This is a genomic window from Arthrobacter sp. 10T425 (assembly GCF_056393985.1).
In genome coordinates, this window is record NZ_JBFTGZ010000024.1 from 1 (window position 1) to 13,221 (window position 13,221).

The following is a 13,221-nucleotide window of genomic DNA, read 5'->3' on the forward strand; positions in this document are numbered from 1 at the left end:
AATGTACTGGGCACGTTCGGTGCCTTGTTCCTGAATCAGGGTATCCAGGGACTCCAGCCATTCGGCGGTCTCTTCCGGATCACGATCAGGCAGCTGGTTTGTCAACCCGCTGAGGATATGGGAGGTATCTTCTCCTGCAGCCACGTCCACCTCACTCTTCATCGTTGAATGGTGATCAATATTTTTCATTATGTGAAAAAACTTTCTTGCATTTCGAGATTATCGAGAGAGGCTGGGACGCGTCAACATCAGCGGCGCATCACCGCGGCCCGGCAGTCACAATCGGTTGGAAGGTCGGTACACAAAGCAACGCGGGGTCAGATGCGGCCCATAAAGCCGCCCGGCATCGGCCGTATCTGACCCCGCGTTGCCTTGGCGGTCAGGCTTAGGTGAGCAGCCTGCCCCACCGCGGGGAGAGCAGCGGGGCGCCGGCCATTTTGAGGCAGTGCCACAGGGTCACGGCCACCGAATCGAGCACGGGAACGCCCATGGCCGCCTCGATTTCCTCCGCGATGTTGGCACCGTAGAGATTGGTGCAGAGGTACACGAGCGCGTCCGGGTTCTGTGCCGCGAGTTCCAGGGATCCGGGCCGCATCTCGGCGTCGGAGACCCGGGCGAATGATTCGTTGTCGCTCAGGCCGAGGAAACGGTGGTCAAGTGTTTTGATCCCGTCCCGTTCGTAGGACGCCACGATCCGTTCGTTGACGTCCTCCGTGTACGGGGTGAACAGCCCGATCCGCTCGGTGCCGAAGGACCGGAAGGCCTCCATGTAGGCCAGTGTGGAGGTGGTGGCGGGAATGCCGGTGGCGTCCTGTATTCCCTTGACGAGTTCGCGGTCGTGATCGGCGCCGAGCCACGATCCTGAAGTGCCGTTCCACGCGATGACGTCGACGTCGGCGGTCGCCAGGATCTCGGCGGCAGCCCGCATTGCCGGGGCATCAAATTGCCGGTCGGAGGAATCGTCGAGGGCGATCCGCGTGACCTGGATCCTGGCGAAGTGGATTGTCACGTCGTCGCGGTCGCCGAGGATCCGGTAGCTTTGCGGCTCGAGGCAGGTGTTGGAGGACGGCACGATCATGCCGATACGGGTGGGGCGGGTTGCGGAAGGCATGGGTGCTCCTAGCGGGCAGCGGGGTAGACAGCGGCGGGGGCGGGGGTGGCGCTGACGGGGGCGGTGGCCGCGGCCGCCTGGTGCTCGCGGAAACCGTTTCGGGCCACAAACTGGCCCACGGGGCCGGGGTCATGGAAGCCGCCGGCGTCCAGCACGACGCGTCCGGCGGACACCACGACGGCGGGCCAGCCGGCGAGCGTCCTGCCGTCGAACGGCGAGAAATCCGTTCCCATGTGCAGGGCAGCGCCGTCAACGGTGAGTTCCTGTGCGGGATCGAAGACGACGAGGTCGGCGTCGTACCCTGCTGCGATCGTTCCCTTGCCCGGCAGGGCGTTGATCCGGGCCGGACCGGCGGCGAACACTTCCACGAAATCCTCCACCCGGGCTGCCCCGCCGGTGGCGTCCATCATGGCGGTGAAGGTGACAGGCATGCGGGTTTCCACTCCCGGCAGGCCGTGCGGCATGGCGCGGATGTCATCGGATCGCTCGCGTTTTTGCGTGAGGTCGTAGCAGGAGTGGTCCGAGGCCACCGTGTGGATGGCTCCGGCGGCAAGCCGGTCCCGCAGCGCGGCGACGGTCTCGGGGCTGCGCATCGGCGGGCAGCAGGCGTACCACTCGGGGAAGGAGGTGCCGTAGACGGTGTCGTCCAGGGTGAGGTAGTGCGGGCACGTTTCCGAGAAGGCGTCCATTCCGTGGCTGCGGGCCCCGGCGACGAGGTCTACGGCCCCCGGCGTGGACTGGTGCACAAAGTAGACGGGAGCGTTGGTGTACTCGGCCATCGCCAGGGTCTCCTTGACCGAGATCTCCTCCGCGAGTTCGGGCCGGGTCCGGTGCAGGTGTTCGATGCCGATGCGGCCGTCGTCCGCATGCTGCTGGGTGCAGTCGGCAATGATGGGATCGTGTTCGGCGTGGATGTAGGTAAGGCCGTCGAGCCGGACCATCTCGCGCATGACCTTCAGGATGGTGTCCCCGTCGGCCATGGTGGTGCCCCGGTTCGTAGTGTACATCTTGACCGAACGGACACCTTCGGCGGCGAGCTGTTCGAGCTGCCACGGCACAGTCTCGTCCCACTGGACCACCGAGCCGTGCAGGGCGACGTCGCAGCGGGACTCGCGTGCCAGTTCCTTCTTGTGCAACACCGCGGCCAGCGGGGTCTCGCGGGCGTCGCGGGGGATGCCGAAGTCGATAATGGTGGTGGTGCCGCCCCAGAGGGCAGCGGTGGATGTTGTCCGGTAGTCGTCCAGGGTACGGAACCGTCCGGTTACTTGGGCGACATGGCAGTGGCCGTCCACGCCACCCGGAATCACCAGCTGGCCGGCGGCGTCGATGGTCCTGGCGGCAGCGGGGACCGGCTCAGAAGCGTCCACGAGCTGGACGATCGTCCTGCCGTGCACCACGACGTGCACATTCTGGCGGCCGAAACTGTTGACCACGGTGCCGTTGGCAATGACAAGGTCTGGGGTGTGGGACATCGTTGTCCTCCTTCGAGAAAGAAAATTAGTGGGACGGTGCGGGCAGCCGGGTGGCGTGCTGCGCCGTCGTGAGGGCGGCATCGAGGTTTTTCGAAAGCCCCTTGCGGGCCTTGACCGGTGGCGGCGCGAAGGCGCCGGCCCGGTGCGGACCGGACTGGAGGTTGACTACGGACTGGGCCATCTGGATGCCAGCGGAAATGCCGTCCACCACGGGGACGGGGATCTGGCCTTCAAGCTCGCGGGCAAGTCCGGCGAGCGGCGCGCCGGCGAGGATCACAACGTCGGCCCCGTCCTCGGCGACGGCCTGGCGGCTGAGCGCCAGCAGGGTCTCCTTGAAGTCCTGCTGCACGGAACCGATGCCGTTGAGGCTCTCGTTGATGGAGCGGATCGAGGCCAGCCGGCCGGCGAGCCCGAACCGTTCAACGCAGTCCAGATACCAGGGCCGGATACGGTCCGAGATGGCGATGATCGAGAACCGGTGCCCCTGCAGGGCGGCGGCGCAAAGTGCCGCCTCGGTAATTCCGATGACGGGGACGTCGGCGAGTTCCTTCAGCGCCGGCATCCCTGGGTCGCCGAATGCGGCGACCACCACGCCGTCGACGCTGGCGCCGTCGCGAGTGTACTCTGCGATGATTTCGGCGACGGCACCGGCGGCGATCAGCGATTCAAAGCGGGTTTCGATGTATTCGACGCCGTGGCCGGCGGTCCGGACTACCAGTTCGGTTCCGGGCGAGGCTGAACGCCGGGCTTCGGATTCGATCAGCGAAGTGACATCGTTGCTGATGTTGGGGTTGATGACAAGGAGTTTCATTACTTCTTCCGATGAAGGTCGGGTTCCGTCCGGCGGAAATTCTCCGGAAACTGTTCCCGGTATTTGTCGATGTGCGACGCCGACTGGGCAGCCGCCCGGTCAGGGTCACCGCTGGCGATCGCGGTGTAGAGCGCCCGATGTTCTTCGATGAGTTCGGGGAGGTCGCTCACATGCCGGAACAGCCAGTGCATCCGGCCCTGGAGGGGTTCGAGCGCCGATTTGAGGAAGCCGTTGTTGGCGATCCGGGTGATGGCATCGTGGAATTCGCTGTTGGCCCGGTGGGCGTCCATAATGGCGCCCTTGGCTAGAGAGAGCTCGGCCACGTCCAACAAGGCTTCCAGCGCACTGAGGTCCTCCGGTGTGGCGCGGGCCGCGGCCAGCCTGCAGGCCAGCACTTCGAGCGACTGGCGGACGTCGAAGAGATCCTCCACGTCTTTGGGGCTGAGCGAGCTGACTTCGGCCCCGCGAGCGCCGCGGTCGCTGACCAGGCCTTCCTGGCGCAGCATTCGCAGCGCCTCGCGGACCGGGAGGCGGGAGACGTTGAATTCGGCGGCGAGGTCGCGCTCCACCAGCCTGGTGCCGGGAACGTAGTGCCCTTCAAAGATCCTGTTGCGGAGGGTGTCCCGGACAGCCTCCCGGAGGGGGCGTTCCTTGTCCTGGGTTTCTTCTGCGGTAAGCATGGTGCTCCATTTCGGGTTCTTTATGGCACTGCGTTCCCGGCTTCGGGAACTGGTGTTTCGTGGCCTAGCTTAGACAGGGAGCCGCTTGTTGTAGTTCAGGGTCAGCACGGATGCGCCCATGATGATCGCGGATCCCACGAAGTACAGCAGCGCCCAGGTGTATGAGCCGGTGGCACCGACGATCAGGCCGACCGCGATCGGGGTGACGAAGCCGGAGATGTTGCCGCTGAAGTTCATCGCGCCGCCCAGGACGCCGGCGTTGGTCCGGCCACCCAAGATCGAGGGGATGCTCCAGAAGAGGCCCACCCAGCGAAGGAAGAACATGACGACGGAGAGTAGGACTACCGCCGTCGTCGGGTCGGCAACGACGGTGACACCGACAAGGCCGCCGATCACTACGACGCTGGAGGTGCCCAGGAGGGTGCGCATGACGCGGTTGGCCGAGGCGCCAGATGCCCGCCATTTGTCGGCGATGGTGCCGCCGAGGATTTCGCCGACGAAACCGGCGCCGAAGATCACGAACGTGGACCAGCCGATGGTCTTCAGGTCAAAGCCCTTGGCCTGGGCCAGGTAGAGCGGGCCCCAGGTGAGCAGGCCGTAGAAGACGCCGTTGAAGCCCAGCCAGCCGAAGCACATGGCCCAGAAGGAACGGAACTTCAGGTAGGGGAGCAGGGCGCGCTTGCCCTTGCTGCCGTCGAGCTCGGCTTCGGCGTCCTCGGCGGCGTGGGAGGCCTCGATGTACTCGGCCTCGGCGTCGTTGACTCCGCGGTGCTGGCGGGGGTTGTCCCGGACGTACCACCAGACGGCGAGGCCCATGAGGACCGTGGCGGCGCCGGCGATGATGAAGGAGCTCCGCCAGCTGCCCGTCGAGGCGATCAGGCCTGCGATGAGGATGCCGCCGAGCCCGGCGCCCAAAGGGGCTCCGGCGTCAAGGATGGTGGCGCCGCGGCCGCGTTCCGATTTGTGCATCCAGATGGCATTCAGTTTTCCGCCGGCCGGCATGACCCCGGCCTCGGTGACGCCGATGCCCAGGCGGGCGATGAACATGCTGACAAAGCCTCCGGCCAGGCCGGAGGCCGCCGTTGCGGCGCCCCAGCCGACGCAGGACGCGGTCATCACCTTGCGGGGGCCGAACTTGTCGATCAGCCAGCCGACCGGGATCTGCATGAGGGCGTAGGTCCAGAAGAAGGCTGAGAGCAGGAGGCCCACGAGCTCCGGGGCCATGTTGAATTCCTTCTGGATGATGGGCAGGGCAACAGAGATGGATCCCCGGTCGATGTAGTTCACGGACACGAGGACCAGCAGGAGTAGGAACATTTTCCATCGGACATTCGTGCGCCGTTGCACGCCGTCCTTGGAGCTTGTGAGGTCATCGGGCTGTACTGCTGTTTCGGTATTTGGAAGAGACACAACTTCTCCTTGATAGAGAGTAAACATGCCGGCAGGTGATGGGGGATTTGTTTGAGGGTCAGGATGCCGGAGTGTGGGGCGTCCTGTGCGCGGGCCGTGTGTCGATCGCAGCGGTTGATAGGGCTGATGTCAGCGCTGACATCAGGTTCGGATCAGGTGCAGAATCTGGGAGGGCGGGGCCCGGTAAGCTTTCTTGTTTTGGGATCCCGATTTGGGATCCCAAAATTCAGATTAGGAGTGACGTGGGCCACTGTCAAGGGTCATGGGCCGGCTGGGCCGGTTCGCCGCGAAAATGTCGTTTGTGACTGGCCCTGGGGTCCGGGCGGGCTGCGCCGGAACATGGCCGCGCCGGAACATTGCTGCGCCGGAACATGGCTGCGCCGGCCACCAGGCAGGGAGGCCTGTTCCGGGAGCGGTGCCGGGGCCGGTAGGGGTGTGACGTGGTGCTGGCAGCCGGTCTTGGCTGCTCCGGACTTAGCTGCCCCGGTAGGTGGAGTAGGCGAAGGGGCTCAGCAGAAGCGGGACGTGGTAGTGGGCCTGCGCTTCGGACACCGCAAAGGTCAGTGTGACTTCGGGGAAGAAGGTCTCGGTCCCGGCGGCCGCGTAATAGGCTCCGGTATCGAAGCCCAGGCGGTAGGTGCCGGAGCCCAGGCTGTCGGGGCCGAGTGACTTGACGCGGCCGTCATCGTCAGTGGCGCCGGCCGCGATCCTGACCCAGCGTTCGCCGTCGAGCATGTCCAAGGTGACTGCGACGCCTGCGGCGGGCTTGCCGGAACCCGTGTCCAGAACGTGGGTGGTGACGTGGGAAGTGCTCATGCGCCTATCAGTCCTTCGAGTCGGAGTACCGCGATTTCGCGCAGCTGCTGGCCGATGACCACTTGTTCTTCTTCGGGAGTGTGGGCGAGCCGGGCGTTGAGGGCGGCCAGGATCTCCTCGCGGCTCCGGCCGGCCGCGCGGATCAGGAAGACCTGGCCGAATTTCTCTTCATAGCTCCGGTTCCCTGCGGCGATGGCTGCGGCGACGGCCGGATCCGGAGCGCCCAGGCTCGCCTGCTCTGATTGGGAGAGCCGGGCCTCCGCGCTGTCTCCTGCGGCCCGTTCGCCGATGCGGGGATGGTGGGCCAGCGCGGCTTCCACCTCCGCCTCGGTGAACGGTTCCGCCGCGCGGCGGGCGGTTTGGAGGAGGATTTCCGTACTGTCGAAGGGCCTCAAGCCGACGATCTCCTCAATCCATCGCTCGATGTCCAGACAGGGGCGCAGGGCGGCGGCGGCCTCCGCGCGTCCGGCGGCATTAAAGTCGTCCAACAGCATGTGCCAGATCCTTTGTGTCAATGCTGGCATCCACGGTGTAGGGCTATACGGACAAAATATTCGTATCGTGGAACTGTTATTTCAGCATATGCAAAAGATTGAACCGTACCCGTCTGAGCTGTGTCAACCAGGGGCGGCTCCGCGGCGGCCCCGGTCAGCTCGCCAGGAACCGCAGCAGAACCTCGTTGATCTCCGCGGCGTGGGTCCACAGCATGCCGTGCGGGGCGCCGTCGATCTCCACGTACTCGGCACTCGGCAGCGCCTTGGCGAACTGGCGGCCGGCGACGTCGATCGGCAAGATGTTGTCCGCCGTGCCGTGCACAATGAGGGCCGGGACATCGATCTTGGGGATGTCGGCTCGGAAGTCCGTGAGCCAGGTTGGCTGCGCCGCCGACGACGCCGTGGGCCCACCCCCGGTGGCGAGGTTCCAGCCCGCGTTCAGGACCTCCTGGCTGAGCCGGGGAGTGCCCAGGAAAGTGTCGCTGTTGTAGAAGTTCTTGAAGAATTCCGTGAAGAAGGCGTACCGGTCCGCCGTCACGGCCTCCATCAGCCCGTCGAACACCGACTGCGGGACACCGTCGGGGTTGTCCTCGGCCTGCAGCACGTACGGCTCCAGCGAGGCCAGGAACACCGCTTTCGAGACCCGGGCGGACCCGTAGGTTCCGAGGTAGCGGCCCACTTCGCCGGTGCCCATGGAGAAGCCCACCAGCACGGCGTCGTTCAGGTCGAGGGTGGTCAGGAGGGTGTTGAGGTCCGCCGCGAACGTGTCGTAGTCGTAGCCCTCGGTGGGTTTGCTGGACTGTCCGAAGCCGCGCCGGTCGTAGGTGATCACACGGTAGCCCGCGCCGAGCAGCGCCGCGGTCTGCTTTTCCCACGACGAGCCGTCCAGCGGGTAGCCATGGATAAGGACCACGGCCTGGCCGGATCCGTGGTCCTCGTAGTAGAGCTCAACGTCTGTGCTGTTTTCGGTTCCAACCTTGATGTAAGCCATGCCAGCGGTCCTCCCGGTTCGGCGCAATGCGCGGTGGTTCGGTGGTTCGGTGTGGGGTGGTTCGGTGTGGGGTGGTTTCGATCTGGTGTGCAGTCAGTACGTGGGCTCCACTTTAGCGGCCGGAACTCCCGCCGCCAGGGCCTGTTCACCATCCGGAACGAGGAAGTCCTCCGCCAGGTCGGCCCACTGCGGCCGGAAGGAATACAGGCAGCCGAGCCGCAGGCGGGTCGCGGCGGCGTAGGCGTCGAAGCGCGCCGGGGTGACATGCAGTTCCTCGGCCGTTGCGATGACGTGGCGGCGGGCGGTTTGGTACCTTTCGGCGGTCAGGCGGTGTTGGTGCAGGCGCAGCTGAAGGTGCACGGCGATGTTGCCGAGGTCGGCGGCGGCCTCGGCGCGGCAGGCTTCATCGAAGTCCAGCAGGCCCAGGGGAGCGCCGGGATCCAGGGTGAAGATCTGCTTGTCGTGAAGGTCCCCGTGCGACCAAACCAGCGGATCCGGATCGGTCCGGAGCAACTTTTGGGCGGCCTGCCCCGCGGCCCCGCGGACGGCCGCGCGCTCCGCTTGCGCCGCCGGAATGTCCCCGGCGTGCACCAGCCACAGGTGCACCGTGTGTTGCAGTCTCGCCAGTTCGACGGCGGCCGTCCGGACAGGGAGCGCCTCGAGAGTGGGGCGGTGCGCGGGCGCCAAGGCCAGGGAATGCTGCCGGACCCAGGCCCGGGACCATTTTTGCCAGGCATTTTCAAAGACCACATCGCTGACCGCGGGGTCGATTCCCAGCTCGAACAGGGAACGGCCGGGCAGCGTCATGAGGGTGAGGCAGCCAGGGGTGGAGGAAACAATTTCCGGGGTGAGGAAGTCCCCTGCGCCGAGGAGCTCGTTCATCCGTTCGTGCCTGCCCACCGCTTCGTCGGACTGGCGGGCCCGGAAGAGCTTGAGGTGGTGCTCCCCGGCTCTGACCACGGCACGCTTGTAGGCCCGGTGCACCACCACCACCCCCAGCGGCGACGCGCGCTTCAGGGCGGGGAGACGCCGGTCGCGGCCGTCCCGCAGGAGCTCCAGCTGGCCCGCCCGGAGGTGGGCTGCCCGGACCCCTGCCCGGCCGGGAACCCCCAACTCCAGGACGTAGTCCTCCGCGGAGTCGTCGGGCCAGGAGCGGATGACCTGCCATTCGGTGTTGTCAGCATCCAGGATGGCGGCCGGGACGGGCGGGTGCCAGCCCATGTGGATCAGCTCCGGGATCCGAGGGGCCGGCTGCTGGCCAGGACGGTGGATCCGAAGGACTGACGATGCCTTACCCGGTCCTCGAGAACGCGGGTCGCCAGCGATGAGCCCGAAGGGAGCGAAGAACAGGCCAGTCGCAGCCAGCGTGCGTCCGAGTAGGCATCGAACCGATCCGGGCTGACCTGCAATTGCTCGGCCACGGCCAGCACCTTTGTGTGGGCCTTAAGGTATCGCGCCGGCGTCAGGTTACTGCGCCACATGCGCCGCTCCAGATGGAAATCCAGGTAGGCGAGGTCGCGGGCGGCCTCGGCCCGGGCAGTATCGTCGAAGTCCAGCAGCCCGAACGGGGACCGGCCGTCGCCAGCGATGATCTGCCGGTCATGCAGGTCTCCGTGGGCCCATACCAGCGCGTCCGGTACCGAGCCGAGCAGGTTCGCCGTGACGTAATCTGCCATGGCGATCAAGGTGCCGCGTTGGGTGGACAATTCCGGAACATTCTCTGTGTGGCGCAGCCATAGTTTCAACCAACGGGCCACGCCCCTCGCTTCCACCTCCGGTGAATGGACCGGCAGGGCGCCCAGAACGGTTTGTCTGCTGACGTCAGACGCCGCGCTCAGCTGGGCGAGCCAGGCGCTGGACCATTCTTCCCATGCGCCGGCAAACTCCTTGTCGCCGATCGTGACGTAGTCCTCGCCGATTTCGCCGAGCGTCGGTCCGGAGAGGGCGCTCAAAACGAGGGTGTCCGGGGAGCTCTGAAGCACCTCGGGCGCCGTAAAGGCGCCGGCGTCCAGCAGGAGGTCCATCTGGGCGTACCGTTCGGCCGGGACCGCGGCCCTGCCGGGCCGGAAGACTTTGATGTAGCATCCCTCCGCCCGGATGATCGCCCGCGTGTAGGGCCAGTGGGAAATGATTTCCCCGCGCTGTCTTTCGGTCCGAAGGGCCGGCAGTTCGGGATCGTCCTCCGGCAGGATCTCAAAGTGGCCACGGCTCAGATGTGCTCCCCGAACGCCGGGCCGTTCTGCAGTCCGGACCTCAAGCAGGTATTCTCCGGGTTCTTTATCGGGCCACGCGTTGTGGACGCGCCACGCCGTGCCGGCGTCGTCGGTGTATTTCCAAAGCGGCGGGTGCCAGCTCATGCGATCAACTCCAGGGCCCGGCGGATATGCCAGCTCGTGTCGGCCGGCCAGTCGCTGGCCCGGTTCCTGAACGGGTCGACGCTGTTCAGGAACAACCGGAAGGCCGCCCAGGTCTCCACCCTGGCCTGCGATACGTGCCCGCCGGCCTCGCGGTAACCGTCGATCAGCTGGGCCGTCTTGCGGCCGCCGGCGACGGGCCCGACGCCGGCGGGGTCTGCGATGTCCTCCACCGCGGCAAAGGACCCAAGGTCCCTGGCCGGGTCGGAGGTCCTGACTCGGTCGAAATCGATGATGCGGACGGCCGGGCCGTCCACCAGTACCTGGTCCGCCGAAAAGTCACCATGGACCATCACCGGCTGTTGCCTTCGAGGGCCGGCGGCGCCGACAGCTGCCAGGAGCCGGCCGGTGAGCGCGTCCACCGGAGCCTCGAGCCCGGGGAGCAGGCAAGTGATCATGGACCGCGTGGCCATGAGCTGGCGTACAAGGTCCTCCATGTCCGCCATCGGGTCCGCTCCGGTTCCCGCGTCCATTCCATGGATCGCCGCCAGGGCTTGGCCGGCCCGGTAGGCGGCCGGATCGTTGTCGACGCCGCCCAGGTCTCCGTGGCCCCAGTCCGGGGAGGCGCTGATGCCGTGCGCAGCGCATTCCGGGTCGGCGAGTTCGGGCAGGACCGGGATGCCGTGGCTCTGAAGCCGCTGCCGCAGGCGGAGGCCTTCGGCAGCTTCGTCAGCTTGGACGGCGGTCTTGACGACGACGGGCAGTGTCGCCGATGGGATCCTGACAACGAGCCTGCGCTCCGGGTTGTATCTCAGCACGCTGACCGGGGGGTCCAGGAAGCGCCCTGCCGCGGGGAGCGCTCCGAGCCGTCCGAGTCCTTGGTCCCGGAGCCACCGCAGATTCGGGCGCAGCGGCCAGTCCTCTTCGATGGGGCCGACAGCCACGACGACGTCACCGTGCGGACGGTCGGGCTGGACAAGCCGGATGCCGCCGTCGCGCTTTTGCGAGCTGTCTGCCCGCTGCTGCAGTTTCCCGATGTGCTCCGGTGTTGTGGTCAATGCCCAGCCGTAGCTGCCGGCGCCGTTGCCGGTCCGGCGGAAGGCGACGAGGGCGGAGGTGTGCGGTTTGTAGCGGGTCCTGATGATCCGGACACTTTCGCCCAGTAGCTCGGAGAGCAGCTCGTCGTCGAGCACCCAGTTCAGGGCCGGGATCCGGGGGTCACGGGCCGCCAGGGCACGGTCAGCGTCGCGCCGCTGCGCCTGCAGCCACTGTTCCTGCAGTCTTTGTCCCTGCGGGGTGCTCATGTCGGCACCTTGAACAGTTCACCCGGCTCGGGGGTCTGCTGCCTGTGGACCCAGCCGGCAAAGCGGGAATCCGGATCGGCCAGCAATGACTGCGGCGGCCCGTCTTCCAGGATTTGGCCGTCTTCGAGCCAGATCACCCGGTCGCACGATTGGGCCGAGTTGACGTCGTGGGTGATCGTGATGGAGGTCCGGCCCTCGGTGAGTGTGTCCAGGGCGCTGAGGACCGAATCCCGGGATGCCGGATCGAGCCCGGCGGTCGCCTCGTCCAGGATCACGATCGGGGCCTTGCGGAGCATGGCACGGGCGACGGCCAGCCGTTGACGCTGGCCCCCGGAAAGATTGTTGGCCGCCTCGCCAAGGACGGTTTCGTAGCCCTGGGGCAGCGCGCGGATGAAACCGTCGGCCTGGGCGAGGGCCGCCACGGCTTCGATCTCCTCATCGGTGGCATCGAGGCGGCCGAACCTGATGTTCTCCCGGACGGAGGTTCCGAACAGCACGGAGTCCTGGAGCAGGATGGAGACGTGGGCGCGGACGGAAGCGATCTTGAGGTCCCGCAGGTCCTCGCCGCCGAGGCTGACATTCCCCTTCCACGGGTCCACCATCCGAAGGATCATGCTTGCCAGTGTGGACTTTCCGGCCCCGGAGGGCCCCAGCACGGCGCAGTGCTGACCTGCCGGTATGGTCAGGGTGATTCCCTTGAGTACCGCGGTTTCCTCGAAGTGGCCGGCCCAGACGTCATCGAACACAATGTCCGGGTGCGGGTTCCTGAGGGCGACGGCGTGCGGTGACTCGGGCACGTCACTCTGGGCCTCAAGCAGGTCCGCAACCCGTTCCCCGGAGGCCGTCGCGCGGGCGATGCGGCTCGTGTACCTGGCCACATCCTTGAGTGGCCTCAGCCCGGTTTTCAGGTAGGTCAGGAAGACGACCAGATCACCCGGGGTCATCACGTGCTGCATCACCCTCCATCCGCCGGCGGCCAGGACCACCGCCGTCGCGATTCCCGTCAGGACGTCGGTCTTCCGCTGCAGGCTGGCGGCCAGCCGCAGCGTGACCACGCCGGAGCCAAGTGCCGACTGGTTGCTCTTGCTGAAGCCCGAGCTGAGGGTGTCTTCGAGTCCATACGCCTGGACTTCGCGCATTGCGCCCAACGTCTGGGCGGCGGTGGTGGCCAGGGCGCTTTCACCCTTGCGTGACTTGCGGGCCGCGGTAGTAATCGATCCCGAGTTCTTGCGGGACACCAACACGAATATCCCGATGGACACGAACGTCACCAGTGCGATCAAAGGATCGAGCCAGAGCATGATGAACATCATTGCTATCAGCGACACGAAATTGCCGATGAGGGGGAGCCCCGCCGTGACGGCCACATCCTGCAGCCGGGACACGTCTCCGACGAGCCGCTGGACAGTGTCGCCGGTGGAGGCGCGGCTGTGGTGGCGCATCGACAGGCCCTGGAGGTGGCGGAAGGTTCGGGCGCGCAATTCGGAGGAAATCCGGGTACCCACCAGGGCAAACGAAATCGCGGACACGTAGCCGGCCACGGCCCGGATCAGGCAGATGACAACCACCGCACCGGCGCAGAGGAGCAACACCTCCGCGCTCGCCTCCACGCTGAGCGGGGACCTGCGCAGATTGGCGCCGAGTGAGTGTGAGACGGAGTCCAGGACGATTTTCACCGGCCACGGCTCAAGAAGCCGGAAGAGGATTTCCACGGCCATGGCAATGAATCCCCAAGTGATGAGCAGCCTGTGCCCGCGCAAATGCGGGCGGACGCACCG

13 protein-coding genes are annotated in these 13,221 nt (G+C 66.4%); all 13 read right to left on the minus strand.

The annotated features are described in order from the left end of the window. Positions 1-189 (minus strand): hypothetical protein (locus tag AC1DDH_RS19795; protein WP_476863771.1); only part of this gene is annotated, 189 nt, incomplete at its 3' end. Between the two features lie 196 nt (positions 190-385). Next, a complete protein-coding gene (locus AC1DDH_RS19800; protein WP_476874376.1) occupies positions 386-1,111 on the minus strand; it encodes a maleate cis-trans isomerase family protein in 726 nt (241 codons plus the stop codon). Between the two features lie 8 nt (positions 1,112-1,119). After that, on the minus strand, positions 1,120-2,583 hold the full coding sequence (locus tag AC1DDH_RS19805) for an amidohydrolase family protein (RefSeq protein ID WP_476948001.1): 1,464 nt from the start codon (positions 2,581-2,583) through the stop codon (positions 1,120-1,122). 25 nt (positions 2,584-2,608) lie between these two features. Next, complete coding sequence (locus AC1DDH_RS19810; RefSeq protein WP_476956131.1) at positions 2,609-3,394, minus strand: aspartate/glutamate racemase family protein; 786 nt, start codon at positions 3,392-3,394, stop codon at positions 2,609-2,611. Continuing rightward, positions 3,394-4,074, minus strand: a complete 681-nt coding sequence (locus AC1DDH_RS19815; protein WP_476858188.1) for a GntR family transcriptional regulator — start codon at positions 4,072-4,074, stop codon at positions 3,394-3,396. The genes AC1DDH_RS19810 and AC1DDH_RS19815 overlap by 1 nt, the downstream gene beginning before the upstream one ends. 69 nt (positions 4,075-4,143) lie before the next feature. Then, on the minus strand, positions 4,144-5,484 hold the full coding sequence (locus tag AC1DDH_RS19820; RefSeq protein ID WP_476858189.1) for an MFS transporter: 1,341 nt from the start codon (positions 5,482-5,484) through the stop codon (positions 4,144-4,146). 474 nt (positions 5,485-5,958) lie between these two features. Continuing rightward, on the minus strand, positions 5,959-6,300 hold the full coding sequence (gene uraH, locus AC1DDH_RS19825; RefSeq protein WP_230010411.1) for a hydroxyisourate hydrolase: 342 nt from the start codon (positions 6,298-6,300) through the stop codon (positions 5,959-5,961). Further along, positions 6,297-6,794, minus strand: coding sequence for a 2-oxo-4-hydroxy-4-carboxy-5-ureidoimidazoline decarboxylase (gene uraD / locus AC1DDH_RS19830; protein WP_476956132.1), 498 nt, complete (start codon positions 6,792-6,794; stop codon positions 6,297-6,299). The genes uraH and uraD overlap by 4 nt, the downstream gene beginning before the upstream one ends. Before the next feature lie 154 nt (positions 6,795-6,948). Continuing rightward, entirely contained in the window at positions 6,949-7,785 is an 837-nt protein-coding gene (locus AC1DDH_RS19835) for an alpha/beta fold hydrolase (protein ID WP_476849758.1), read from the minus strand. Positions 7,786-7,878: 93 nt separating this feature from the next. Further along, on the minus strand, positions 7,879-9,006 hold the full coding sequence (locus AC1DDH_RS19840; RefSeq protein ID WP_476849757.1) for a phosphotransferase: 1,128 nt from the start codon (positions 9,004-9,006) through the stop codon (positions 7,879-7,881). 5 nt (positions 9,007-9,011) lie between these two features. Continuing rightward, positions 9,012-10,142 carry a phosphotransferase gene (locus AC1DDH_RS19845; protein WP_476956133.1) on the minus strand — a complete coding sequence of 377 codons (1,131 nt, stop codon included), beginning with the start codon at positions 10,140-10,142 and terminating at the stop codon, positions 9,012-9,014. Further along, complete coding sequence (locus AC1DDH_RS19850; protein ID WP_476956134.1) at positions 10,139-11,443, minus strand: phosphotransferase family protein; 1,305 nt, start codon at positions 11,441-11,443, stop codon at positions 10,139-10,141. The genes AC1DDH_RS19845 and AC1DDH_RS19850 overlap by 4 nt, the downstream gene beginning before the upstream one ends. Then, positions 11,440-13,161, minus strand: coding sequence for an ABC transporter ATP-binding protein (locus tag AC1DDH_RS19855; protein WP_476956135.1), 1,722 nt, complete (start codon positions 13,159-13,161; stop codon positions 11,440-11,442). The genes AC1DDH_RS19850 and AC1DDH_RS19855 overlap by 4 nt, the downstream gene beginning before the upstream one ends. Positions 13,162-13,221 lie beyond the last annotated feature (60 nt).

What these genes read in the sequence shown, in the direction of transcription:
- AC1DDH_RS19855 (WP_476956135.1), bottom strand. Translation starts at nt 13,161, where the DNA reads ATGGCCGTGGAAATCCTCTTCCGGCTTCTTGAGCCGTGGCCGGTGAAA.
- uraH (WP_230010411.1), bottom strand. Translation starts at nt 6,300, where the DNA reads ATGAGCACTTCCCACGTCACCACCCACGTTCTGGACACGGGTTCCGGC.
- AC1DDH_RS19835 (WP_476849758.1), bottom strand. Translation starts at nt 7,785, where the DNA reads ATGGCTTACATCAAGGTTGGAACCGAAAACAGCACAGACGTTGAGCTC.
- AC1DDH_RS19805 (WP_476948001.1), bottom strand. Translation starts at nt 2,583, where the DNA reads ATGTCCCACACCCCAGACCTTGTCATTGCCAACGGCACCGTGGTCAAC.
- AC1DDH_RS19800 (WP_476874376.1), bottom strand. Translation starts at nt 1,111, where the DNA reads ATGCCTTCCGCAACCCGCCCCACCCGTATCGGCATGATCGTGCCGTCC.
- AC1DDH_RS19815 (WP_476858188.1), bottom strand. Translation starts at nt 4,074, where the DNA reads ATGCTTACCGCAGAAGAAACCCAGGACAAGGAACGCCCCCTCCGGGAG.
- AC1DDH_RS19845 (WP_476956133.1), bottom strand. Translation starts at nt 10,142, where the DNA reads ATGAGCTGGCACCCGCCGCTTTGGAAATACACCGACGACGCCGGCACG.
- AC1DDH_RS19810 (WP_476956131.1), bottom strand. Translation starts at nt 3,394, where the DNA reads ATGAAACTCCTTGTCATCAACCCCAACATCAGCAACGATGTCACTTCG.
- AC1DDH_RS19850 (WP_476956134.1), bottom strand. Translation starts at nt 11,443, where the DNA reads ATGAGCACCCCGCAGGGACAAAGACTGCAGGAACAGTGGCTGCAGGCG.
- uraD (WP_476956132.1), bottom strand. Translation starts at nt 6,794, where the DNA reads ATGCTGTTGGACGACTTTAATGCCGCCGGACGCGCGGAGGCCGCCGCC.
- AC1DDH_RS19840 (WP_476849757.1), bottom strand. Translation starts at nt 9,006, where the DNA reads ATGGGCTGGCACCCGCCCGTCCCGGCCGCCATCCTGGATGCTGACAAC.